General features: G+C 39.7%; 20 protein-coding genes and 1 pseudogene. 9 read left to right on the forward strand and 12 right to left on the reverse strand.

Going from position 1 to position 22,869, the window contains the following annotated elements; translation table 11 throughout:
• Position 1 precedes the first annotated feature (1 nt).
• The 5 genes and pseudogenes from UYI_RS0119315 to UYI_RS35880 all read right to left on the reverse strand — a co-directional run bounded on the left by UYI_RS0119315 (position 2) and on the right by UYI_RS35880 (position 2,698).
• Positions 2 to 331 (reverse strand): DUF433 domain-containing protein, encoded by a 330-nt coding sequence (locus tag UYI_RS0119315; RefSeq protein ID WP_016868322.1) that lies wholly within the window; start codon positions 329 to 331, stop codon positions 2 to 4.
• 128 nt (positions 332 to 459) lie between these two features.
• Positions 460 to 624 (reverse strand): hypothetical protein, encoded by a 165-nt coding sequence (locus UYI_RS39080; protein WP_016868323.1) that lies wholly within the window; start codon positions 622 to 624, stop codon positions 460 to 462.
• Positions 621 to 938: a hypothetical protein gene (locus UYI_RS0119325; RefSeq protein WP_026086052.1), complete on the reverse strand. Its 318-nt coding sequence runs from the start codon at positions 936 to 938 to the stop codon at positions 621 to 623. The genes UYI_RS39080 and UYI_RS0119325 overlap by 4 nt, the downstream gene beginning before the upstream one ends.
• Positions 922 to 1,938 carry an NACHT domain-containing protein gene (locus tag UYI_RS0119330; RefSeq protein WP_026086053.1) on the reverse strand — a complete coding sequence of 339 codons (1,017 nt, stop codon included), beginning with the start codon at positions 1,936 to 1,938 and terminating at the stop codon, positions 922 to 924. The genes UYI_RS0119325 and UYI_RS0119330 overlap by 17 nt, the downstream gene beginning before the upstream one ends.
• Positions 1,939 to 2,011: 73 nt before the next feature.
• Positions 2,012 to 2,698, reverse strand: a pseudogene (locus tag UYI_RS35880) (IS1 family transposase).
• Between the two features lie 184 nt (positions 2,699 to 2,882).
• On the opposite strand from UYI_RS35880, the gene UYI_RS32935 reads away from it, so the two are divergent.
• Both UYI_RS32935 and UYI_RS32940 read left to right on the forward strand, forming a co-directional pair.
• Positions 2,883 to 3,821, forward strand: coding sequence for a HEAT repeat domain-containing protein (locus UYI_RS32935; protein WP_235147976.1), 939 nt, complete (start codon positions 2,883 to 2,885; stop codon positions 3,819 to 3,821).
• Entirely contained in the window at positions 3,815 to 4,048 is a 234-nt protein-coding gene (locus tag UYI_RS32940) for a hypothetical protein (RefSeq protein ID WP_016868325.1), read from the forward strand. Before UYI_RS32935 ends, UYI_RS32940 begins: the two co-directional genes overlap by 7 nt.
• A gap of 74 nt (positions 4,049 to 4,122) precedes the next feature.
• Here the strand turns inward: UYI_RS32940 and UYI_RS0119345 are convergent, their stop codons facing one another.
• Positions 4,123 to 5,895: an AAA family ATPase gene (locus tag UYI_RS0119345; protein ID WP_016868326.1), complete on the reverse strand. Its 1,773-nt coding sequence runs from the start codon at positions 5,893 to 5,895 to the stop codon at positions 4,123 to 4,125.
• Positions 5,896 to 6,837: 942 nt separating this feature from the next.
• On the opposite strand from UYI_RS0119345, the gene UYI_RS0119350 reads away from it, so the two are divergent.
• Positions 6,838 to 8,070, forward strand: a complete 1,233-nt coding sequence (locus tag UYI_RS0119350) for a succinate--CoA ligase subunit beta (protein WP_016868327.1) — start codon at positions 6,838 to 6,840, stop codon at positions 8,068 to 8,070.
• A gap of 269 nt (positions 8,071 to 8,339) precedes the next feature.
• Positions 8,340 to 9,221: a succinate--CoA ligase subunit alpha gene (locus tag UYI_RS0119355; protein ID WP_016868328.1), complete on the forward strand. Its 882-nt coding sequence runs from the start codon at positions 8,340 to 8,342 to the stop codon at positions 9,219 to 9,221.
• Positions 9,222 to 9,504: 283 nt separating this feature from the next.
• Here the strand turns inward: UYI_RS0119355 and UYI_RS0119360 are convergent, their stop codons facing one another.
• The 6 genes from UYI_RS0119360 to UYI_RS38350 form a co-directional block, all read right to left on the reverse strand.
• The gene (locus UYI_RS0119360; protein WP_016868329.1) at positions 9,505 to 10,626 is read right to left on the reverse strand and encodes a sensor histidine kinase; all 1,122 of its coding nucleotides are present in this window, start codon (positions 10,624 to 10,626) and stop codon (positions 9,505 to 9,507) included.
• A gap of 8 nt (positions 10,627 to 10,634) precedes the next feature.
• Positions 10,635 to 11,801 carry an FIST signal transduction protein gene (locus UYI_RS0119365; RefSeq protein WP_016868330.1) on the reverse strand — a complete coding sequence of 389 codons (1,167 nt, stop codon included), beginning with the start codon at positions 11,799 to 11,801 and terminating at the stop codon, positions 10,635 to 10,637.
• A 392-nt stretch (positions 11,802 to 12,193) separates the two neighbouring features.
• Positions 12,194 to 13,891, reverse strand: coding sequence for a hypothetical protein (locus tag UYI_RS0119370; protein ID WP_016868331.1), 1,698 nt, complete (start codon positions 13,889 to 13,891; stop codon positions 12,194 to 12,196).
• 284 nt (positions 13,892 to 14,175) lie between these two features.
• Positions 14,176 to 16,089, reverse strand: coding sequence for an ABC transporter permease subunit (locus UYI_RS0119375; protein ID WP_016868332.1), 1,914 nt, complete (start codon positions 16,087 to 16,089; stop codon positions 14,176 to 14,178).
• 117 nt (positions 16,090 to 16,206) lie between these two features.
• A complete protein-coding gene (locus UYI_RS0119380) occupies positions 16,207 to 17,157 on the reverse strand; it encodes an ABC transporter ATP-binding protein (RefSeq protein ID WP_016868333.1) in 951 nt (316 codons plus the stop codon).
• 207 nt (positions 17,158 to 17,364) lie between these two features.
• Positions 17,365 to 17,685 carry a hypothetical protein gene (locus tag UYI_RS38350; RefSeq protein ID WP_016868334.1) on the reverse strand — a complete coding sequence of 107 codons (321 nt, stop codon included), beginning with the start codon at positions 17,683 to 17,685 and terminating at the stop codon, positions 17,365 to 17,367.
• A 207-nt stretch (positions 17,686 to 17,892) separates the two neighbouring features.
• Between UYI_RS38350 and UYI_RS32950 the strand changes: the two genes are divergently transcribed.
• The 5 genes from UYI_RS32950 to accD all read left to right on the forward strand — a co-directional run bounded on the left by UYI_RS32950 (position 17,893) and on the right by accD (position 22,724).
• A complete protein-coding gene (locus tag UYI_RS32950) occupies positions 17,893 to 18,348 on the forward strand; it encodes an RNA polymerase sigma factor (RefSeq protein ID WP_026086055.1) in 456 nt (151 codons plus the stop codon).
• A gap of 128 nt (positions 18,349 to 18,476) precedes the next feature.
• Positions 18,477 to 19,562, forward strand: a complete 1,086-nt coding sequence (gene leuB, locus UYI_RS0119395) for a 3-isopropylmalate dehydrogenase (protein WP_016868336.1) — start codon at positions 18,477 to 18,479, stop codon at positions 19,560 to 19,562.
• A gap of 94 nt (positions 19,563 to 19,656) precedes the next feature.
• Positions 19,657 to 19,917 (forward strand): hypothetical protein, encoded by a 261-nt coding sequence (locus UYI_RS0119400; RefSeq protein ID WP_016868337.1) that lies wholly within the window; start codon positions 19,657 to 19,659, stop codon positions 19,915 to 19,917.
• Between the two features lie 104 nt (positions 19,918 to 20,021).
• Complete coding sequence (locus UYI_RS0119405; RefSeq protein WP_016868338.1) at positions 20,022 to 20,843, forward strand: prepilin peptidase; 822 nt, start codon at positions 20,022 to 20,024, stop codon at positions 20,841 to 20,843.
• A gap of 921 nt (positions 20,844 to 21,764) precedes the next feature.
• A complete protein-coding gene (accD, locus tag UYI_RS0119410; protein ID WP_016868339.1) occupies positions 21,765 to 22,724 on the forward strand; it encodes an acetyl-CoA carboxylase, carboxyltransferase subunit beta in 960 nt (319 codons plus the stop codon).
• Positions 22,725 to 22,869 lie beyond the last annotated feature (145 nt).

Below are 22,869 nucleotides of genomic sequence, written 5' to 3' on the forward strand. Positions count from 1 at the left end.
GCTAGGCTACCTCATTATTGGCACGAATTGCGGCGGCTATTTCTTCGGGATGAGCATCAGCATAAGCCCAAGCATTGACGAGATCGGCTGCGGTGATGTGGGGATAGTCCTGTAATAGTTGAGCTTCATTAATGCCAAGCTGTTGCGCTTCAACTAAAAGCCAAACAGCAATTCGGGTTCCTGCAATACACGCTTCCCCACCACACACACCAGGAGTTTTAGTAATTCCCCTTCCAGCCGTGCTGAGGTTTTTGGTTAGATTTTGAATTATCTCGGCTTTGTCGGCAAGCGATAAGTTGAGAAGTTGATGTTCGATTTCTTGACGAGTCATAGTGATTGCGGATGATTAGAAATTACCTGTATTTTAGAAATCTGGATATGGCGCGATCGCTATTATTCTATGTTTTCACGTTGGCGTTTTTCTATAAATTTGTATTGAGGCCAAGGTAGCGATCGCAGTTAAATAGCTTTCTTTTCTAACTGCTGTAAGCATAGCCTGATTTTATCGTCTCCAAACTTTAATTGTCTGATCCCTTCTTCGTTTTCTTCTTCGGTAGTAATTGTTTTTGGTTGATATTTGGCTAGTAGTTTACCGTAAGATTCAGAATTAAAAGTACGGGTCATTTTTCCAAGGGCATTGCGGCAAAGTGTTCTTGTAGTAACCTGTGAATAAAACGATAGCGTCCACCGACTTGCTGGAGAAGTAGAAGTTCTTTACAATAGTTAAGAAAATTAGCGTAATGTAAGGGAGTATAGCCATTTAATACAAGAACTAGGCGTAGCACAAGATGTTGTATACAAGCTAATCCGCCAAGTTGAAACCAGATGAATAAGCCTAACCCAATTCCAAAAAACAATCCAAACAACAATATACCAATCGTTCCAAATATTAGCCCGCTTTTTAAAGAATTGATTGCTGATCTACGAAATCCCTTCATTGGGAGTAGTTTTCATTTCTATTTCTTTTCCATTAGTTAGTCCTTTACTCAGTCCAAATAATGGAGCAAACGCGAAATTACGCCATACTTCTTTCCATGACCAAGAGAGGGTTTCAACTGTTTGTATTGTCCCGTCTTGAGCAGTAGCAAAACCAACACCTATTCCAACAGATAAACCATATATTCTTCCAGGAAACCTTCTATACAAAAATATATCTTTGTATCCTTCTACTTCAAAAGCCCCCAACAACATTACTACGCTTATTCCAGCAACAAACCCTGCAATAACACTAGTTACTAAGCCATACATAAATTTTTGATACTTATTTTTCAGACAATTAGGTTGGATTTTATCAATTAGAAATTCAGTTTGCGATTCCTTTTGCAACTGTTCTGCCAAAAACATCAACCACTTTCGAGTTTTTTTTGAATTCGGAGGTTTCTTCTTTTGATAACTAAGACTTTTAAATCTCTTCAGATGAACTTCTCGTGGTACTAGCTCTCGGTTTATAGCAGCTTTCCAATAAGCATCAAAAAGATATTCTAAACGTGCTTCGCTTGAAGTGAGTGTTTTCCAATTTTGAATAGATAAAGTTTTATGAAATGAGATAAATCCTAAAATTGATAAAAACAAAGGTGTTCTTACCAACTTTAATAGCCGTGAATCGAGTTGTAGTATCTTCCATAAATCTAACTGATTTAATCCTGCTAAATAAGCCTGGATTTGATGATCTTTAAGTGGTTTTAGAATAATAGCTCCATTTAGATGCAAGCGAGTATTTTGCTTTGTTGATATTTCTTCTAAATCTTCCTCTTTATCTTGTTGCCGCTGTCCTCGAATAACTTTTTCGTACTCGTCTCTACGGCTACAAACTATCATGTATACGGGACGACGACCGCTTTGCAAAAAATCATTTATTTTGCTTACACAAGGTTCCTGACGTACTGATTTCAACTCATCTAACCCATCCAGCATCGGCAATAACTTGGCATCATCCACCCACTTTGCACCAATATCCTTCCGTACCCCATATTTTGATTTTAATTCCGGCGTTGCATATTTGCGGGATGAATTAGGTTAATAAGGGTACAAATCCATAATGGAGGTAGTGCAGTAACAATCGAATTGAGAGCTTAAGCATTTGTTGCGATCGCGAATAGCAGAGAGTTTTTCGATGAAGAGGTGCTAGATAATGTCTGAATCTGGTATTTTCTCACATTACGAGTGTCATGTATGTTTTTTGAATTATTTGGTCACAATCGTCAATAAAACATGGATAAACTGGGTATCCATCAGTTACGTAAAAATAACATTTCCAACATTTAATAATCTTCCACAGAAGGCGCAAAAGTTTTAGCACTACGGTCTCCTATAGTCCAAGCTAAAATACCTGGAAGTCCATTATTTACAGCCGTCCATATCGAAATTTTGTTTTTTTACCCACAAATGTTTCAAGCTCGTCAACTTGTGCTAATTCAGGAATGGATGGATGTTCAGGCGCATCTGGTAGCTTTCGAGCGGTTTGTCTCACCCAATTGATTACAGTATTATGATTAACTGCTGTCAGCCGCTCAATGGCGCGAAAACCAATGCCATTTACATACATGGTGAGACATTGTTTTTTTATTTCGTCGTTGTATCCGCGTTTTGAATATGATTCTATAAATTGGCGATCGCAAGCAGTACAGATGTAATTCTGTTTACCACGGCGATGCCCGTTCTTACGGATCAGGTTGGATGTACAATATGGGCAGTTCATCCCTTAATTATGCAACGCCATACAACTTGTTTGCTGAATCCCTATGTTAGCGATCGCCGCCTAATTCTCGATGGGAAACTCAGATAATGGACATAGGCGTGAAAATGGCGTAGTAGGCGGAAATAAACATCACTATGTTAATAAATGTAAAATCGCTGAAACCCTTACAAATGACAAAGGACAAATGACAAATGACGACCCTAACCAGTCGGCATTAAGACGATTGGGAACAGAAGCAAAAGTTGCTGTTCCCTCCCTGATGAATGCGTTAAAAGATAAAAATCCTAGAGTCCGTAAAAATGCAGCCCTTGCTTTGGGTGCAATGGGAAGTGAAGCGACATCTGCGGTTGGGGATGTGATTCCTCTGTTGCAAGATAATGAATATTACGTCAGATATGGAGCAGTCAAAGGGTTAGCTGGTATCATCGGTGGCTACCAGGATATAGCCGATAATTTACCCAGCGCCAAATTAACCAAAGTTATCTCTGACTTTGAAAAAGTTCTGAAAATTCTCGAAGATAACCAAGATAAATTTACTGAGTTAGATACTGCTAAGATTCGTCGTCCTTTAGAAGCACTAAAAGCAGAAAAAGAAACTCGCTTATTTGACAGGGCTGTGGAATGGTTACTCAAGCATAAACTGCTGTTGGGAATTGCAGCTTATATCACTTTGCTGCCTTCTCTATGGCTGATTTTACTGCGGGTAGCGCCTTTGTGGCTGTTGAAACTCAATAATGCTCTCAAACCTTACACAGATTTTTCTCTACCTTTTATCAGCATTAATGTACCTTTGCGGTATGTGCTATTTGTCGGGTGGTTTCATTATCATCCCAGAGTATTGGATGCCTGGGTAGAGAAGTACATTCATTCAGTGCGAGAGCAATTTCCGAAAAAAGATACAGTTAATTCTCGCGCTACTTATGTCCCAATTCCTGCGATTTTGGATGGAAATACGGTTCCTCAACTTACTCCGGAGAATCTACGCTCAACTTTTGCTAAAAAGCGTAGTTGCTTGGTAATTTGTGGCGAAGGGGGTGTTGGCAAAACTAGTTTAGCTTGTCAGATTGCGAGGTGGGCGATCGCAGAAACTAAAGATCAACGTCTATGTGAACATTTGTGGTAGAGATATACAGTAACAATGATCAGAAATGGCGATCGCAATTCTTCCGCAAAACTGATGATTTAGTTAAAACAGGCAAACAAGACGCCATTAAAGGTTTTCTGTTGGCAGTGCGTGAATGTTACTTAACTCAGATTGAGAATGCCAAAGACTCTGATTTTGTACCGCAGAGGTTAAACAAACTCACAGGTGTTACTACTACCGTAAATCCACTACCATCTTCAGTATAATTATCCCCTCACACTCCCCCACTCCCAGACGCTTCAAACAGCGCGTCTCTACATTACTCCCCACACTCCCATTCTTAGCGTCCTGGCACATGTCCATGAATTTGACTACCTTGGGCATCAAAAACAACCACAGCCAAGTTAGCATTATCACTAATGACATCTAGGGCTTGTTGTAGGCTTTCTAAATGGCTAGTAATACTAGCTACAGTACTCTGATTGCCCTGATTCAAATTGCTGTTAAGTGCTTGTTCATACTCAGGAGTCATCCGAACGATGATTTCTCGCTCAGTAATGGTAAAATCACAAACCCGAATCGCGCCAGAACAAGTGTTTTCTAGGTCAGTGCGGGTTTGTTGTAAAGAGTTAGCAACTTGGAGTTTTGCTTCTGCTTGTTTGAGGGATGTCGAATAAGGTTGGATCAAAGTTTGAGCCTGAGTGTAATACAAACTATCTTGTTTGACTTGCTTGGCGGCGCTTACAGCTTGGTTCCAGTAGGTTACTGCTGCTTGCCATTGGTTTTGTTTTTCGTAACGTTTGGCTAGTTCGGCGTTTTCAATGGCTTGTTTATAGGTTTTGGCTGCTAGTAGTTGTTGGGTGGCGCGATCGCGTGCAGCTACCAGTTTGGGTTTATACTCTATCAGTAGCTGTTGTGCTTGTGAGTATACAGAGCTAGTTTTGGGAATGATACTCAAGGCATTAATTGCCACTTGCCAGGTGGATTGGACTTTTTGTAATTCTGATAAGGTTTTAGCTGTAGTTTCTTGTTTAGTGGCGGCATTAGCCATGTTTTTAGCTGCTGTTATTTTTTTTAACCATTTATCTTCTAGTTGTAATTGCTGATTTACAGTCCGCAATTTGGCACGATATATTCCTAATCTTGGCTGTACCAATCCATAAAGTTCATTATTAGCACTAATGGTTTCTAATGGTGCGATCGCTTGTCGCCACAATTGTTGCCTAGCTTTTAGTTCTTCTAGGCTATTTGCTGGAGTTTGACTTTTTTGTGTCGCCAATGAAGCTACACCGAAGGCTTTGACGACTTTGTTAATAGCTTCTGAACGCTTAGATAAATTAGTCGCCAGTGTCTCAGCTTCTTGGTAACGCGGAGAATAACCAGGAATAGTTCTTAGTGCTACGGTTGCTTCTACAAGTTGCTGTTGTACTTTGGTTAATTCTGATTCAGACTTGGCAGTCTGTATGAGTCGTTGCCACGATTTTTGTAAATTCTCAGCTGTTTGGATTTCTTTACATTCAAACATCACACAAGGACGAGTCAACAAGTAAGCAGCTGCACCCAAAACTGCAATTGCTGTCACAACTACACCCAAGACAATCGGTTTGATAGGACGTCTTGACTTTACTGTTGTGTAAAAAGACAAATCCGGTGCATCTGCCATTGGATCAAATAGCTGATCTTCTGGTTCGTTTGGGGTATTTGTAGAGGACTGGTCATCGATAAACGAATCGGAAGCGCTAAAGGGGGAAGAATTATCTATCTTTTCCTCTTCCCCTACTCCTTCTACTGCTTGGTCTACCTTAGCTTCCAAGGCTTGCAAAATCAGAGAATGTTTAGCATAAGGCAATTTGACTCCTACGATTCTCAGAAAGATTTCCACTTGCTGTTCGTGGTGGTTAAGTAGCGATCGCAGTGCTTCCTCAAGCACTGCAAAAATGTTGTCAGTATCAGCGCTTACACCTTGTGGATGTTGAGTTAGAATCATCAACTGCTCATTTTTGACAGCACACTTTACCTGGAAAAATTCACCAGATGGAATTTCGGCCCGTAGCTGTTCTTGTAAAATTTGCGCTATAAACTGTAAATCTTCTTCTATGACTGCTACTTGCATAGAGCCATCCCTTTGATTTATATAGTCTGAATTATTTTCAAGTCTGTTAAAAGAACTTATTTTATTATTGGAACGTAGATACACAGTTTCATGACCCCCAGCCTTGCAATGTGAGAGACCATTTTTTTAGCACAATTTTTCAGCTTTAACCAAAAGTTAAGATTGAGGTGAAAATATAGACTAGGGGTTTACTCTTTCCTTTTAAGACTATAAAAAATCAACACTAGTATTAATTGAGAGTTAAAATTGGGAACAATAAGAGTTTTGATTTTTTCATATACCAATCATATATGATTCGTGAAAATTGAAAGAGCCAGACCCCAGATTTATTCAAGAAGTCGGGGGTCTTGTTGTTCACGAATGATTTAGGTATGCTCTAGAGAAACTATTTAAAAATTTAGAGGATTATTATTTGTATTAATGTTTCCAATAAATATTTTTAAATACACTTTATTTAAGTAATGATTAAGATTAAGAATAATCATGAGCAATAATTCCGAGTAGTGTAAAAACCTCCTAGTTTATGTGTATAATCAATCCGTCTTGAAAAGCTTTGAAGCTTAAGCTCTCTCTAAAGTCTATTACTATTAATGTTTTCTCTGATACAGATTCACAAGTTAAAACTTATGATTACTAAAATTCAAATTTTCTCTAATATAAGAAAATATCCTTGGTACTGTTGTATCAATATTTGTTGACAAAATGCTGGTTCGCTTAAATCTAAGAAAAATTACTGATATAGTTAATTACTTGTTATCAAATTGGTAATAGCTAGTAACAAAAGCTATAAAATTACCTGAGTTACTGAGTTGGATAAAATTAATGAGAGAAAAATAATTATTAGTAGACTATTAAACTTTGATTGTGCAAACTAGGTGTAGCTTTATATGTTCTACAAAAGAGCTGCAATCAACCAAAAATGGCTAGAGACAAGGTGTGTCAATGGAATTGCTAGAGTATCAAGTCAAAGAGTGGTTTCGGACAATAGGTATTCCTGTATTGCCTTCCCAAAAAATTGATCATCCCACGGATTTAAAAAGATTAAAAATTCGCTACCCAATTGTACTGAAATCTCAGGTACATGCAGGAGAACGGGCAAAAGCTGGTGGAGTTAGATTTGCTGAAACAACTATAGATGCTATTGCTGCTGCACAAAATATATTTAATTTACCAATTTTGGGTGAATTACCAGAAGTATTGTTGGCAGAAGCTAAGTATAATGCCGAACAGGAATTTTTTTTAGCGGTAGTTTTAGATACTGCTGTTTGCCGACCGATACTTTTGGGTTGTAAAGAAGCAGATATTGATTGGGAATCTGCTGGCAAAAAAATGCAACATGTAGTAGTGGAACAGGAATTTTCTCCGTTTTATGCGCGACGCCTAGCTTTAAAAATGGGATTACAAGGTGCGTTAATGCAGACGGTAAGCAAAATAGTTGAGAAAATGTACCAGCTATTTATAGAAAAAGATTTAGATTTGGTAGAAATTAATCCTCTCGGGGTGGATGCTTCTGGTCAAGTGATGGCTCTCAATGGTAGTGTTAGCGTCAACGAAAGAGCGATCGCTCGTCATCCAGACATTGCTGAGATGACGAGAAAAATGGCTAATCGTCATAGCAGTGCAGAGTTTAACAAGAGATTGAGCGAATGGGACGCGGTAGAACTACATGGTAAAATCGGCATTTTAGGTAATGGAACGGGTTCGGTATTGGCTACTTTGGATTTAGTAGTCAATGCGGGTGGTAAACCAGGTATTTGTTTGAATTTGCGCCACGCTTTCCCCACTGATACTTTACCAAGTACTTTTCGCGATCGCTTAGATAGAGCCCTAGATATTTTAGCTGTTGATAAAAGTATTCAAGTTATACTGATCAACTTTTTAGGTAGTGTTCCTCAAGGTGGAGAAATAGCCGAAGTAATTGCTAATTTTGTGCAGCATAATAAAAATGAAGCCAAAACCCAAACTTTACGTTCTAATGGAAACAAAAGTCGTCGCGAAAGCTACTTACCACCCTTAGTAGTTCGTCTTGCTGGTTCTGAATTTGATGCAGCCAGAAAATATTTAACAACATTAAAAGTTCCTAGCGATGCATCTATAGTGGTAGTAGAAAATTTAGATGAAGCAGTAACACAAGCAGTTAATCTTGCCAAAGCTACTGCTCATAGAAGATTTTGATCATCTTTACACCAAATTTAGGTAGCATGTGAGGCAAAATAGATTCAGTCTGATCAGCAACAAACGCTCTGGCACGGAGAAACAAAAACACCAAGAGATCTTAATCGTAGATGATCAGCCGGACTTAATATCACACCCCCTAATATAGATTTATGGGGTTTGCTTCAGCCTCCTGCCTTGAAAGAGGGTGTAGGGGTATGGCGGTGAAACTTGTTTCATTGGGAGTGCCTTCAGCCTTCAGCCTCCTGCCTTTTATAAACGTGCTTTTTATGAACTTAACCCCAGACAGCAAAGTTATAATCCAAGGCTTCAGTGAATTTATTTCGGCTACTCATGTTGCCCAAATGATAGCTTATGGTACGAATTTGGTAGCAGGGGTAAATCCTGGATGTGGTGGTCAAAAAATCTATGGTCTACCAGTATTTGATCTAGTGGAAGAAGTGGTAGATAGATATGGATTAATTGATACTACAATTATATGCGTACACCCTTACGAGGTTTTAGATGCGGCATTGGAAGCGATCGCATCTGGCATTCGCCAAATTATGATCATTTCTCCTGGTGTACCACCATTAGACATGGTAAACCTACTACGTAAAGCCGAAGCAACAGAAACACTGGTAGTAGGACCCAACAGCCCCGGCATTATTGTACCAGGTCGAATTCTTTTAGGTACTCAACCGAGTGAATTTTATACACCGGGTCATGTGGGAATCCTCAGTCGTAGCACTACCCTTACCTATGAAGTAGCCAGAGAACTAACCACAGCTGGTCTGGGACAATCAATAAGTGTCAGTATTGGTAGTGATGCGATCGTTGGTTCATCATTTATCCAATGGCTGCAAATTTTTGACGAAGATGACTCCACAGAGGCGATTGTATTAGTTGGTCAACCCGGTGGTGGTCGAGAAGAAGCAGCAGCGCGGTATATTGCTGAAGCTATTGATAAACCAGTAGTTGCCTATATTGCAGGTACACAAGCACCACCAGCAAAACACTGGCGTCAGACAGGAACATTAGCAGCAGTGATTGGACGTCATCCAGATTTTGGTACAGCAAAAAGCAAATTAGCTGCATTCTCAGAAGTCAAAGTCCCAGTAGCGGAACGTCCTTCTATGATTCCAGAATTAGTCAAGAAGGTAATTAAATAGTCAATTGTCAATAGTTATTATTTATTAGTAAAAATAAAATTTTTGTAGCGTGTGTTAGGCACAGACTTCAATATGATTTTGTAATAAAAAATACTTGAAAAGCGCCTAACGCACCATTTATACCAATTTTGGATTTTAGATTGGGAGTCTTTGCTAAAAGGCTATTTCTGGAATTTTAAACAATACTAACTATCGCAATTTGGTATTAGATAGCGGTGTGTTAGGCTAAAGCCGTAACACACCCTACTTTTAATAATATAAGGTGGTTGTTATTATTTACAGATTACCAGTGATCAGTTACTTTTTTTGATTCACTATCTACCGATTTAGTATTATTTTGTGTAACAGGAATTTGAATTACAAATTCAGATCCTTCTCCAGGTGTAGAGTAGCACTCTAATTTACCCCTGTGTTTATTAACGACTATTTGATAGCTAATTGATAATCCTAGACCTATTCCTCGTCCTACTTCTTTAGTTGTAAAAAATGGGTCAAAAAGTTTTGCTCGTACATCATCATTTATTCCTGATCCATTGTCAGCAATACGAATTACTGCCCAGTAATTATCGATGAATTCAGTACAAATATTAATGCATGGAAGATAAACAAAATCTTCTGTTTCTGTCTGTATAGCCTTGATTTTTTCTTCTTCCAAAGCATCAATTGCATTGCTCAGGATATTCATAAATACTTGATTTAATTTTCCGGGGTAACATTCAACTAACGGCAATTGTCCATAGTCTCGAATCAGTTTAATACCATGAGGAAATTTTGTAGTTGATTTCAAACGATTATTCAGAATTACCAAAGTATTATCAATACCTTCATGAATATTGACTATTTTCAGCTCAGCTTCATCTAGGCGAGAAAAGTTGCGTAATGATTTGACAATCTCAGCAATACGTTCGGCTCCAATATTCATAGACTGGAATAAATCTTGGGCATCTTGCTGGAGAAATTCCAGATCAATTGTTTCAATTGCTTGTTGAATTACAGGCGGTGGTTCTGGGTAATACTGTTGATAAAACTGCACGAGTTGGAGTAAATCTCGCAAATATGCATGAGCATGAATTAAGTTGCCGTAGATAAAGCTAACAGGATTGTTGATTTCATGAGCAATACCAGCAACCATAACTCCGAGAGCAGACATTTTCTCAGATTCAATCAGTTTCAATTGCAGTGCTTTGAGATTGTCTAGTGCTGTCTCTAGTTCTTGTCCCCTTCTTTCTAAAGCAAATTGTGACTCCTCTAATTCTCGAATCACATTTTTGAGAATTGCTTCTCTCTGTTCACTCGCATCTTCAAGTTGTCGTCGATCTGCCTCAGAACGTTCCAGTTTCTTTTGGAGAGTACGCACACGTTTTTCTAAGTCTTTAATTCTGCTCTCATAGTTGGTGGATTCCATACACCTTGTTACCTTGTTCCCAAAAGCAATGTCACAAAGGTTTCTTGGTGGTAGTAGGTAGAACCCTGTGGTTTGAGTGGTGCAAACTCACCGTAGGTATAAAATCCACAAATGGGGATATCCTCTGGAAGTGCTTGTTTGACAAGTTGATACTCTTCTTTTGCTCTTGTGCCTAATAACCAACGACGACAGCAGCACGAGAAAAGTAAAATCACTTCTGGTACAGTTCCAGGGTAGTGTGCTAAAGCTGTTTGAAATGAAGTTCTAGCTGCTGCAATCACTTCATCTCGGCTAATATCGGTGACTTGAATAATAGCTTGTTCGGGGATATCTCCTAGAAAATTAATACTTCCTGATGCGAGATCATAAGTATTTGGCACTCGCATATAATAACGGCTGCTATCTCCTTCATAAACAGCCAATGGATGTTCGGCAGTTGGTCGTCTATCGCCTAAATAACGTTTGTAAAATTCTAGAGCGGGTTCACCATCTACTTCATACAAAACCGTTCCAGCAGACTTGGTGACAATACTCTTGCGACCAATCGGTTTCCAACCACAAGCAATTCCATAGGAAAAGTGGATATCCCCAGAAAAAATTAAAATTGGTAAGGCATTAGTCAATACTTGAGATTGAAAAAATTGATAGGTTTTTTGGAATCGAAATTGATCCCCGGCTGTACCTCCAACAATGGGAACCTCATCACCTAAAGCTATTTTTAAGCCTCTGAGAATTTCTTCTCCACTGGTTGTGGAACCATCTTCGAGATAGCTAGCCGGTACAGCAACGCACAATTTCGCCTCAGCACCGCTTTTTTCGGTTGCTTGTCTGACTGCTTGTTGGGTCGCAGCTGTGGGATGTTGACGAACTCCATAACCAACTCCAGCGGCAATTTTGACTGTATCAGAACAGAAAAGTATCAGTGTGAGCGAATCTTGTTGAAAGCCAAGAGTAGAGGAAATTTCACCGTCTGTGGTGCAACCAATTAAATCAATTCCTGGAAATACTTGGTTGATGTGCTTGAGAATGAGAGCATGGTCAAAATCAATTGCTGCAAACAGCATACCTGCTTGAGGTATTGCACCTGCTAATTGATTGATACATTGCTCTATGACTTCTGCGATCGCACTTTGGGATTCTGGATCATCACTGTGACCAACAACAGACTTGAGCATTGTTAATTTTATCTAAAACAAGAGTTTTTTAACCTTTCATCATTTAGAATTCCCATGTTTAAGTTGAAATTAACAACAATCAAAAATTAGTCTGAGTTAATCAAATACACAAAGATACTGGTATATGTATATATGTCTTGAAAATGGGGATCGGGAATCAGGGATAGGGAAAGAGATTTTCATGCCTTCGTTGTGGGCAATTGCCCATGAGAGTCTTGCACCTTTTTAATTATCAGCCCGAAACTTTAGTTTCGGGATAATAGCTTAAGTTGCGATTAGCTAAGTAAAACAAGATTTTGAACTCTTGTTCACGAGTTTTAGTTTATCGCTGTGAACTTTAGTTTACAGCTTGATGCAAGATATAAATATAGGAATCCAGTTTCATTTATTGACTATCGACTAAATAACGCCTTGGTTGCAGATTCTCCTGCTTTTTTTAATTGTCGCCACAACTGCAAAATCAGTAGTGCTAACATGATTCCCTGAACAGGAATTACAAATAACACGCCAATGGAATATAGTGAATCTCCGTTGGGTGTATACAAAGCAAGAAGCGGCGCAGCTACTGAAAACAGCCCAATGAAGTTACTATTGCCAGGATAATTAGACCAAAACATAACCATTATGACTACTGGTAAAATAATTACAGCACCAAGGCTACCAACAGCCCAAATCACCCGATGTCGAGTTTTCTTAAATAACATGAGTTGGGCTAATGCTGCATAAAGCATAGTTAAACTACCAGCTAAAGTTAGGGCATAAACAGCACTAATTTGGTTTTCATTATTATTCACCAGAATAATTAATGAACTGAGGAAAGTTATGGCAATAATTGCATTTAAGGCGATCGCCACAAGAGACGGACTTTTTTCTCCCCAAATCAAATCTTTGATTACATAGCTATTTCCTAAACCTTTATGACTAGAAATATGACGGTAACGCGCCCACTCTTGTAAAGTTGGGCGATGAGGAGTAATCGCCGCAATTAAAAACAAAAACAGCCAAAAATGCAAAAACAATAGGCAAGCAAGATTATCTTTCATTGTTGAGGAATAAGGAACTTTACCCCAAAGGATTGATTGCCAATTGATACAACCTAAAGATGAAATAGTGAAGTAAAAAGTGAGTAAATAACTCTGCTGTTTACTCAGCATAGTAGCGTTAGAATTACGAAAACAACGCTGTAATGCTTGCCAAGTAAAATACGTTAGGCAAAATAAATTTACAAGTGCTAAGCCAGTAATTACGATATGACTAGCTGCCATTGGTATACCAAACCAGTAAAAATCATTCCACAAAGCGATGGAGCTAAAATTAGGAATTGCTACTAGTTCGGGAATAAAGTAAAACGGATTTAAAAATCTTAAGAAATTCAACGGATAATTAGTTGATATATAAACTAGTGATTGCTTAGTTAGTAATAAAAAACCGAGAACAACTCCACTACCCAACCAAGCTTGAAAACCACCTAACCAAGAACCAACTAAGCCAAATAGAAGTGCTGCACTGTAATAGAAACAACAAGCAGCTAAGACAATAGCATCAAAGCTTAAAATCTCTGCTAAAGAAATATTTGCTGCCAATCCTGATAATAAATGTAGAGGAATAGCCAAAGCGATCGCCAGATAAGGCAAAATTGGCACGCCTAACATTTTTCCTACCAAAATGTTTTGGGATTCCTGGGGACTCAGACTAATAAAATTGAGCGTTCCACGACGTTCTTCATTAGCTAAATCGCTGATCAGCAGATAAGTTCCGATCACCAAAAGACTAAAACAGGCAATAATACTAAGCCATGTAAATACATCTTGCCACCATAACTGCCAATTGATGATTTTATTGTCAAATTCATCTAACAAACATTTCGATAATCTATATACAATTTTACCTGTACAGTACTTGTTAGAATTATCGAGAAATCTATCCTGAGAAATTGGTAACTGAGATTGAAAAGCTAGAAATAGCAAAAATTGGCTACCTAAGGAAATAATAATTGTCAGAATGATGTTGCGTAGTTGCAGACGTCCTTTGATTTCACGTAATAATTGGGGATTCCAGTCTCCTAGTCGGTCTAGAAAATTGTGCATCATGGTGACACTCCTTAATTTAAAGAAGCGCCCAGAACTAAAGTTCCGGGCTAATAGCTAAAGTCCATTAAAAAGGACTAAAATTTTTACTCAGTCTTCTTTAGTATGACTCACGCAAAATACCTCTCAAACTCTTATTTCTCTGTGTCCTCTGCGTACTCTGTGGTTTGTTTTTCTCTTACCTATGCGTAAGTCCTGTTTAGAAGACTTTAGCTGTTAACCTCAGAATTTATTCTGAAGCGGTGATGGGATTGTGCAAAATCTCACTCTTAACACACTTCTGCAAATTAGCTTGTTGCTAGCAAAGCTTTTGTAGCAGATTCTCCTGCTATTTTGATTTGACGTTTTAATCGCAAATTTAACAATACTAAAACAGCCAACTCACCTAAAAGAGCTACAAAAACTGTCGTAGTTGTCGCATATTCTAAACCCGCCCAAGGAAAACTAGAAAGCAACCATAACGTAGAATATGCCTCTGGATGAAGATTCAGCATTCCTAAAAACGTGGGTGGTAAAAACATTGCTGCGGCGACAGTTCCAATTGCCCAAACAGAACGTTTGGAATTTTTCATCATTAGCATGATTTGCGTGATGGTGGCATAAATCATCATCATGCAGATAAACAATACCACACCTAAAATTGCTCTGAAGCGCCCAACTTCGTTAACTAACCAGTCTAAGCTATTGTTATTATTCGTTTTCAAAGAAAGTGCAACTAAAATCCAAATTACTAACGGAATAGTAACAATTACAAGATTAATTGCTAATGTGATGAGCGCGGGACTTTTTTCACCCCAAATTAAATCTTGTAATAAATAATTCTGCCAGAGTCCTTTACGTCGAGAAATATTTTGGTGTCGATACCTAGCCCAATCTTGTACTGCTTGCCGATGGGGTGAGAGAATGGCAATTAAACCGAACAGTAACAGCAAGTTAAAAAACATTATATAAGCAAAGTTTTGTGTTACTTGATAGTTTAAATCGGAATAAGCAGGAGCAGATGTACCACTGGGGTAGAAAGGATAATAATTTTTGGCAGATTGGAGAGTAAATCCCCAAAGAAGAAGTTGCAAATAAGTAACGAGCAAATAACTTTGACCCTTACTTAGCATCGTAGAATTTGGGTTACGAAAGCGACGCTTTAATCCATGCCAAACCCAGTAACTCCACAAGCCATAATTAACTAAATTCAAAACCAGTAAACCAATCAAACTTTTGCCCACAGGCAAGTAGAAAAATTGTATTTGTTCCAGTAATTGCCAATTGTATCTGCGGAATAAATTGGGGAACAAATAAGCAGTCATATCAAAAGGACTGAACAGTCTCAACCAAGCAGCTGCATGATCTAGATGTGGGCCAGAAGATACAAATTGCATTGTCACAAATAAGAAAATTAGAACTGTACCACTACCTAGCCAAGGTTGAAATCCACTAAAGAAACGGCTCAAAAATCCAAATAATAGTGCAGTGCTATAGAAAAAGAAGCAACTAGCCGCCAAAATCACATAAAAACTTAAAATGTGACTAAAAGCAATGTTGGCAGCACGACCTGATAATAAATGAAAAGGAATAGCAACTGCAACTGCTAGATAAATTAAAATTGGAACTCCTAGCATTTTCCCAGTCAAAATTGTTGTTTCCGACTGGGGACTAAGACGTAGAAAATTTAATGTACCCCGATTTTCTTCTTGAGCTAAGTTATTAATCAGTAAATATGTACCTGCAACTAATAGTGTGAAAACAAAAATTACAGTTAGTGATAGGAATATATATTCCCAATGATCCCGCCACCACCCCTGCATGTCGATTTGGTTAAGTGGGCAGTACTGATTGTACAGAATATTATTGATGTTCCTTTCTTGGATCTTGAGTTGATCTATTTGTTGTGTTAGAGATTGAATTGCTGATGCATCATAATTTTTAGATTTGCCCAATATAGATAACTGTTGTTGCAGTTTGTTAATCTGCGGGTAAATCTCATTGATTTGTTGTTTATAAGTTTCTCCTATACGACAATAATTTCCAGACATTTGATATTTTTCGCCTGGTATTTCCCGTAATTGGTACAAGAACAATATCAACTGACCAACTAAGGATGTAATGCAGGCGATCGCTACAGGAAAAACTTTCAGACGACCTTTAATTTCCCGCAATAATTGCGGATTCCAGTCGCCTATTTTGTCCATAAAATTGAGCATCATAGGTGAGAACTCCAAAATGGGAATTGGGAATTGGGGATCGGGGAAAAAAGGGACTATGGAGACAAGGAGGACAAGGAGGAAATGCTAAACGATCAACAATCAACAATCAACAACTAACTAAGATGCTTGTTTATGACCAAGCTTGAGGAAAATAGTTTCTAAGTCTTCTTGAGTGCAGTGAAATTCGCTAACAGGAATGTTTGCTTGGATAAGCGATCGCAATAAATCAGCACAGTCTTCCTGCTTACCAGAAAAATTCACCCGCACGCTGTTTTTAACACTCATGATTTCCCACTCTTGCACACAAGAATTATTCTTTAGTTCTGCTAATAATTCTTCTTGTTTTCCTAAAGTTGAGATGACAATTTGCTGGCGGGCAAGACGTTGGTAGAGTTGTTGTAGTGATGCACTTTCTACTAAATAACCAAGTTCCATGATTCCCACCGAAGTGCATAATTCTGCTAAATCACTGAGAACATGGGAGGAAATTAAGATAGTCATTCCCGCTTCTTGCAAGACTTTGATGATTTCTCGAAACTGCATCCTTGCAATTGGATCTAGTCCCGAAACAGGTTCATCTAACAGCAGCAAAATCGGTTCATGAATGATTGTCCGCGCCAAACTGAGGCGCTGCTTCATCCCGCGTGACAAAGTGGCAATTAAGCTATTGCGTTTATTCCCCAGCTGTATTAGTTCTAAAACCTCGTGCAAACGTTTTGTCCGGCGTGGTTCTCGCAAACGATACAGACGGGCAAAATAATCTAGGTAATGCCAGACTGTCAGTTCTTCATACAGAGGATAATCATCAGGCAAGTAACCAAGGCGACGCTTCAGAGTGGGGTTACTTTGATCGCGTAACAAGCGATCGCCATTAATATAAATCTCACCCGTAGTCGGTTCTTCTGCTGCTGCCAACATCCGGATGAGAGTGGTTTTACCTGCACCGTTGGGGCCAATTAAGCCATATACTTCACCTGCATAGATTTCTAAATCAACATTATTAACGGCAACGTGCCTGTCAAATTGCTTCGTCAGTCCATTGGTGCGAATTGCTAATTCTTTTACCATAGCTGCTGAGTGCCGCTTGCGATTATCAAATAAGCTAGCTCTTCCTACAGCTTTTGTCAGCTTCGTTTCGGAAATTGAAACTGTCTTTAATGAAACTTGATATTAGTACCAAGGATTACCATAGAAATTGAGAATTTCAGGTTTTAATTGATACTTTTTTTAGATAGCATTCAAAATCTCACAGCAGGGCATTGCCCTGCATACTTTTTAACTGTTATTTTGAGATTGGGGTATTTCTTCAATTTTGGCAGTTGAATCCTCAAAAGCTTGCTCTGCTATTTTGTTTGCTACGAGAGTAGCTTTGTGTGCTTTCTTCTCCTGTTGTTTCTGTTCCTCTTCAATCTCAGCAAAGATTTCCTCCAGGGTAATATCTCCCAATATTTCATCCCTGTCCCTTGTGTAATCTCCACTGCCCAGTTCAAATTGCTGCATAAATCGTATCATGCCAGCAGGACCAAGGGCTTTAGTCAATGCTTCTATCCCCAGTCGCCTAATCTCAGACTGAGTAAGCTTAGTCACGTCTATCATTTGTTACCTCCATTAGCCATCGCAGAGGGTTTTCTACTCTCACTTGTAGCAAGTCTTTGTGCTTTACGGCCAAACGTAACATCCTGTCATCAGTGGTTAGTAGGAAATCGGCTTTGCCTGCTTCGCCGCAAGCAATATGCAAAGCATCATAATCAAACCTTACTTTTACAAGTTGGGTCTTATGAAATAGGGAACCATAAGTCCAACATGAAGAAAAAGCTGAAACCGGAAGAGTTAACACAACTAGTCATTCAATCTCAAGCTGGAGATTTAAATGCCTACAGCAAGATAGTCCGTAATTTCCAGGATATGGCTGTTGGTTACAGTTACTCTATTTTGGGAAGTTTTCAATTGGCAGAAGATGCAGCACAGGAAGCCTTTATAGAAGCTTACCTGAATTTATCCAAGCTGCGATCGCCTACAGTATTTCCTGGTTGGTTGAAAAAAATTATCTTCAAGCATTGCGACAGATTCACACGCGGTAAACGCTTCGCCATTGTTGCTTTGGAAGATACCGATGAATTGGCATCAATTCATCCTGAACCAACCCAAATCGCCCTTGAAAACGAAGTGAAAGATATTGTTCATTACTCTATCCAAACGCTACCAGAAGGCGATCGCACAACAAAATTGGCAATTAGCCGAAACTTTGCTAGACGCTGAACCGTTCAAAATTCAGCCTGGATGTGAGTATCAATTTTTGCTGCATCATACTGCTAAACAAGGTCTAACTGAAGTTTTGATATGATATTTTTCTGCAAGCTTAAACACTCACCCAAGCAAAATTAACTATGGCACAGCAATACCGCATTACCTTACTTCCTGGCGATGGCATTGGCCCCGAAATCATGGCTGTGGCGGTAGACGTGCTAAAAGTCGTGGAAAAAAAATTTGATCTTCAGTTTGAATTCCAAGAAGCGCTGATTGGTGGTGCAGCAATCGATGCTACAGGCGAACCTCTACCAGCAGCTACTTTAGATGTGTGCCGCAATAGCGATGCGGTATTATTAGCGGCGATTGGTGGTTACAAGTGGGATTCTCTGCCATCTCATTTACGTCCAGAAGCAGGTTTACTTGGACTACGTGCAGGATTGGAATTATTTGCTAATTTGCGCCCAGCGAAAATTATACCCCAGTTAATTGAGGCTTCTACTCTGAAACGGGAAATTGTCGAAGGCGTTGATATTATGGTGGTGCGCGAACTCACTGGCGGGATTTACTTTGGCAAACCCAGGGGAATTTTTGAAACGGAAACTGGCCAAAAGCGCGGTGTCAACACAATGGCGTACACCGAGTCTGAAATTGATCGCATTGGTAGAGTAGCATTTGAAACAGCCCGCAAACGCCAAAGCAAACTCTGTTCAGTAGATAAATCCAATGTTTTAGAAGTATCACAACTTTGGCGCGATCGCATCACTAAGCTAGGCGCTGAATATCCGGATGTGGAACTCACTCATCTGTATGTAGATAATGCTGCTATGCAGTTACTACGTGCCCCTAAACAGTTCGATACTATTGTCACAGGAAATCTGTTTGGCGATATTCTCTCAGATGCTGCTGCCATGCTCACTGGTAGCATTGGCATGTTGCCTTCTGCTAGTTTAGGAGCTTCCGGTCCTGGAGTGTTTGAACCTGTTCATGGTTCTGCCCCTGATATTGCGGGACAAGATAAAGCTAATCCCCTAGCCCAAGTTTTGAGCGCAGCAATGATGCTTCGCTATGGTTTAAACCAAGGCGCAGCAGCAGATTTTCTGGAAAAAGGTGTGTTGCAAGTCCTACAAAATGGCGCTCGGACGGGAGACATTATGTCTGTGGGTATGCAATTATTAGGTTGCCGTGCTATGGGTGAGGCTTTAATTCAAGTTCTGGAAGAATAATCTTCCCCAGTAGCAACCGAAAATTTTGGCAATCATTGCTGAAACTTTCGTATAAACTAATAAGACAAAACCTAACAACTATACTCAATAAGTCGTGTACGCTTTACGACAAGAACAAGCAAACTATACTAACCCTAAAAACCAGCCCCCTCTCATTGATCCTGCCGTCATCAGAGCAGCTGGTAAGATTTACTACACCTACTGCGAAGTACATCCTGAAATGGCTGGGCAAGCATCTGGTGTAGCAATTAATCGCGATACGCACCGGGGCAAGGTGATTTTTACTAATCAACCAGTTCTCCTGCCCGCAGAATGTTTTGTGCCTTTAAATCAAATTGAATCACATATGTATTAGTCATTTGTCAGTAGTTAGTAGATAGTAGTTAGTAGTTAGTGGTATTTTTAACAACCAATACCTCATAAATAACTAACAACTAAAAGAATGACAAAGGACTGATTATGGATATTTTGCTGATCATCCTGGCAAATTTCATCGTGTTTGCCTTGGGTGCTTCTATTGGCAGTTTTATTAATGTTGTGGTTTATCGGCTTCCTGCTGGCTTATCGCTGCTTTTTCCTCCTTCTCGCTGTCCCCATTGTTTAACTCAACTCAAGCCCTACGATAATGTGCCAGTAGTGGGTTGGCTATGGTTAAGAGGTTGTTGTCGCTATTGCCAAGGTAAAATTTCTCTGCGTTATCCAGTGGTAGAAGCAGTAACGGCATTAGTATTTTTACTGTTTTTTTGGAGTTTTGACGTCTCAATTTTTACGCTGGGCTACTGGGTATTTTGTAGTTGGTTACTAGCATTGTCGCTGATTGATTTAGATACAATGACTTTGCCAAACCAGCTTACTCAGTCAGGATTAGTGATCGGGATAGTATTTCAAGCAGTAGTTGGTTTTTTACCAGATGCCAACTGGAGAGGATTAGCAAGTCACCTGATGACGGCGATCCTGGGAGCAGTGCTGGGATTGTGGCTGTTTGATGCGATCGCTACAGTTGGTTCAATCATTTTTGGTAAAACTGTAATGGGTGGAGGTGATGCCAAGTTAGCAGCCATGATGGGAGCCTGGTTAGGTTGGAAGTACTTACTCTTGGCTGCTTTTGTTGCTTGTTTGTTGGGAGTATCCGTAGGCGGCGGTATGATGATCCTATCGCAACGAAGATGGGGATACAAAATGCCTTTCGGCCCGTTTCTTGCACTTGGATCAGTAGTGACTCTGTTTGGTGGCGAGACAATTTTGTCTAGCTACTTACGGTTGTTTGTGAATGGAACGTAAAAGGGAACAGGGGATCGGGGATCGGGGAACAGGGAAGGAATACGGCGATTGCTGTTGGGTTGAAAAATGGCTAAATATTTATGCTTAGGTACTTATATGCTTTTCATAAAGCTGAAAGATGATTGTACAAATGCTATATCTTCGATGCGAGAGACACCCGTAACTCACCCCTACTTCTGAGCCTGCAACTGTAAACTTCATTACCCTTAATCGTCTTTAACTTCTGTTAAGATTAATCCTGTAATCAATAATTTCGAGTAACGTACAAGCCCCTAGATAAATCTCGTGGAACCAGTCCAAAATCATGCCACATATACAACGGAGCGAATCTCCAAGAGCGCAGTGGCTGCAAAATCTCAAATCCAAAATTGTTTAGGACTTACGCACAACCTACAAACTCTTGGCGTTCTTGGCGTCTTGGTGAGTCCACTTGCCGCTCTTAAGGTCTCCGTCACGTAGACACGTAGACGCGAAGCGGCTTCTCGTAGAGTAGCGGCTTAAGGCAGGGTAGTGGCTTAAGGTAAGGGTTGGCAAGGTGGCGTAGAGGCGCTTTGCGCGGCTTCAAGGTAAGAGTACCCGGAGGGCGGTTTAATAAAATTAATCTTTTTGTCAATTTTTGCGTAAGTCCTGTGTTTGACACCACTCTCAAATCTACCATGTCAAATAACCAACTGTATATTCTTCATACTTGAAAAGTTATAAACTTCTTGGCATCCAGAAAAACATACTTGAACTGGTTTACGTATTTTCGTTAAGCTGACAAGCAAAGATGCAAAACTAAATCTGAATATTGCTTAGAAGACAAAGTTTGTTGTGTAGTCATTAGTCATTAGTACAAACTCAATACCAATGACAAAGGGACAATGACTCCGCAAAAAGGATTAACCTGTTTTTGACATACTCTACTGGCATAAGAAACAAATGGCAAACAACGAAGAGTCACGTGGTTTAAAATCTCTGTTTGATTGGTTTGCAAACCGACGAAAATCAGGGCCTATCAGTCTAGAACGCCAAGAACGTGAAATCGCAGACGGACTGTGGAATAAGTGTCCTATGTGTGGTGTATTAAGTTATGCCAAAGACCTGAGGGCTAATTTAATGGTATGCACCGAATGTGGACATCATAATCGGGTAGATAGTGATGAGCGTATCCGTCACCTGATAGATCCTAATACTTGGAGACCGATGGATGAGCATTTGCGTCCTGCCGATCCCTTGGGATTTCGCGATCGCAAAGCTTATAGCGATCGCCTCCAGGAAACACAAGAAAAACTCGGCTTAGTAGATGCTGTCAAAACAGGTTTGGGTGAGATCAACGGCTTACCAATTGCTCTTGGAGTCATGGATTTTCGCTTCATGGGTGGAAGCATGGGTTCGGTTGTCGGTGAGAAACTCACCCGTTTGATTGAACAAGCTACTCAAAGGCGTTATGCTGTAGTCATCGTCTGTACATCTGGTGGAGCAAGGATGCAAGAAGGAATGCTCTCACTAATGCAGATGGCGAAAATTTCCGCAGCTTTGGAACGGCATAAAGAAGCACGTTTGTTGTATGTGCCAGTATTAACTAATCCCACTACAGGCGGTGTAACTGCTAGTTTTGCGATGTTAGGTGATATCATCCTAGCAGAACCCAAAGCAACGATTGGTTTTGCAGGTCGGCGAGTGATTGAGCAAACCCTACGGGAAAAACTGCCTGATGATTTCCAAACTGCCGAAGATTTACTCAAACACGGCTTTGTTGATGAAATTGTACCGCGTACCCAGCTCAAAAGCACTTTATCCCAGTTAATAGCATTACACCAGCCCCCCGCTACAACCAGCACTCATAATGTAGTGTTGTGGGAGAAAACTATGACTTTAAGTTCGACAATTGCAGAATAGTTAGTGGTTAATTGTTGATTGTTGGTGGTTGGTGGTTGGTGGTTGGTGGTTGGTGGTTGTTTGTAGAGACGTGCCATGGCACGTCTGTACAGTGGTTAGTGGTTAGTAGTTAGTAGTTGTTTAATACTTACTCCTCACACTCCCC

It is taken from the genome of Fischerella muscicola PCC 7414, assembly GCF_000317205.1.
Classification (GTDB): domain Bacteria; phylum Cyanobacteriota; class Cyanobacteriia; order Cyanobacteriales; family Nostocaceae; genus Fischerella; species Fischerella muscicola.

Coding starts and splice junctions, on each gene's coding strand:
- UYI_RS0119315 (WP_016868322.1), bottom strand. CDS start 331: ATGACTCGTCAAGAAATCGAACATCAACTTCTCAACTTATCGCTTGCC.
- UYI_RS32935 (WP_235147976.1), top strand. CDS start 2,883: ATGACAAATGACGACCCTAACCAGTCGGCATTAAGACGATTGGGAACA.
- UYI_RS0119405 (WP_016868338.1), top strand. CDS start 20,022: ATGGATATTTTGCTGATCATCCTGGCAAATTTCATCGTGTTTGCCTTG.
- UYI_RS0119375 (WP_016868332.1), bottom strand. CDS start 16,089: ATGATGCTCAATTTTATGGACAAAATAGGCGACTGGAATCCGCAATTA.
- UYI_RS0119355 (WP_016868328.1), top strand. CDS start 8,340: ATGAACTTAACCCCAGACAGCAAAGTTATAATCCAAGGCTTCAGTGAA.
- UYI_RS38350 (WP_016868334.1), bottom strand. CDS start 17,685: ATGATAGACGTGACTAAGCTTACTCAGTCTGAGATTAGGCGACTGGGG.
- UYI_RS32950 (WP_026086055.1), top strand. CDS start 17,893: ATGAAGAAAAAGCTGAAACCGGAAGAGTTAACACAACTAGTCATTCAA.
- UYI_RS0119380 (WP_016868333.1), bottom strand. CDS start 17,157: ATGGTAAAAGAATTAGCAATTCGCACCAATGGACTGACGAAGCAATTT.
- UYI_RS0119365 (WP_016868330.1), bottom strand. CDS start 11,801: ATGCTCAAGTCTGTTGTTGGTCACAGTGATGATCCAGAATCCCAAAGT.
- leuB (WP_016868336.1), top strand. CDS start 18,477: ATGGCACAGCAATACCGCATTACCTTACTTCCTGGCGATGGCATTGGC.
- UYI_RS0119325 (WP_026086052.1), bottom strand. CDS start 938: ATGAAGGGATTTCGTAGATCAGCAATCAATTCTTTAAAAAGCGGGCTA.
- UYI_RS39080 (WP_016868323.1), bottom strand. CDS start 624: ATGACCCGTACTTTTAATTCTGAATCTTACGGTAAACTACTAGCCAAA.
- UYI_RS0119370 (WP_016868331.1), bottom strand. CDS start 13,891: ATGATGCACAATTTTCTAGACCGACTAGGAGACTGGAATCCCCAATTA.
- UYI_RS0119345 (WP_016868326.1), bottom strand. CDS start 5,895: ATGCAAGTAGCAGTCATAGAAGAAGATTTACAGTTTATAGCGCAAATT.
- UYI_RS0119360 (WP_016868329.1), bottom strand. CDS start 10,626: ATGGAATCCACCAACTATGAGAGCAGAATTAAAGACTTAGAAAAACGT.
- UYI_RS0119350 (WP_016868327.1), top strand. CDS start 6,838: ATGGAATTGCTAGAGTATCAAGTCAAAGAGTGGTTTCGGACAATAGGT.
- accD (WP_016868339.1), top strand. CDS start 21,765: ATGGCAAACAACGAAGAGTCACGTGGTTTAAAATCTCTGTTTGATTGG.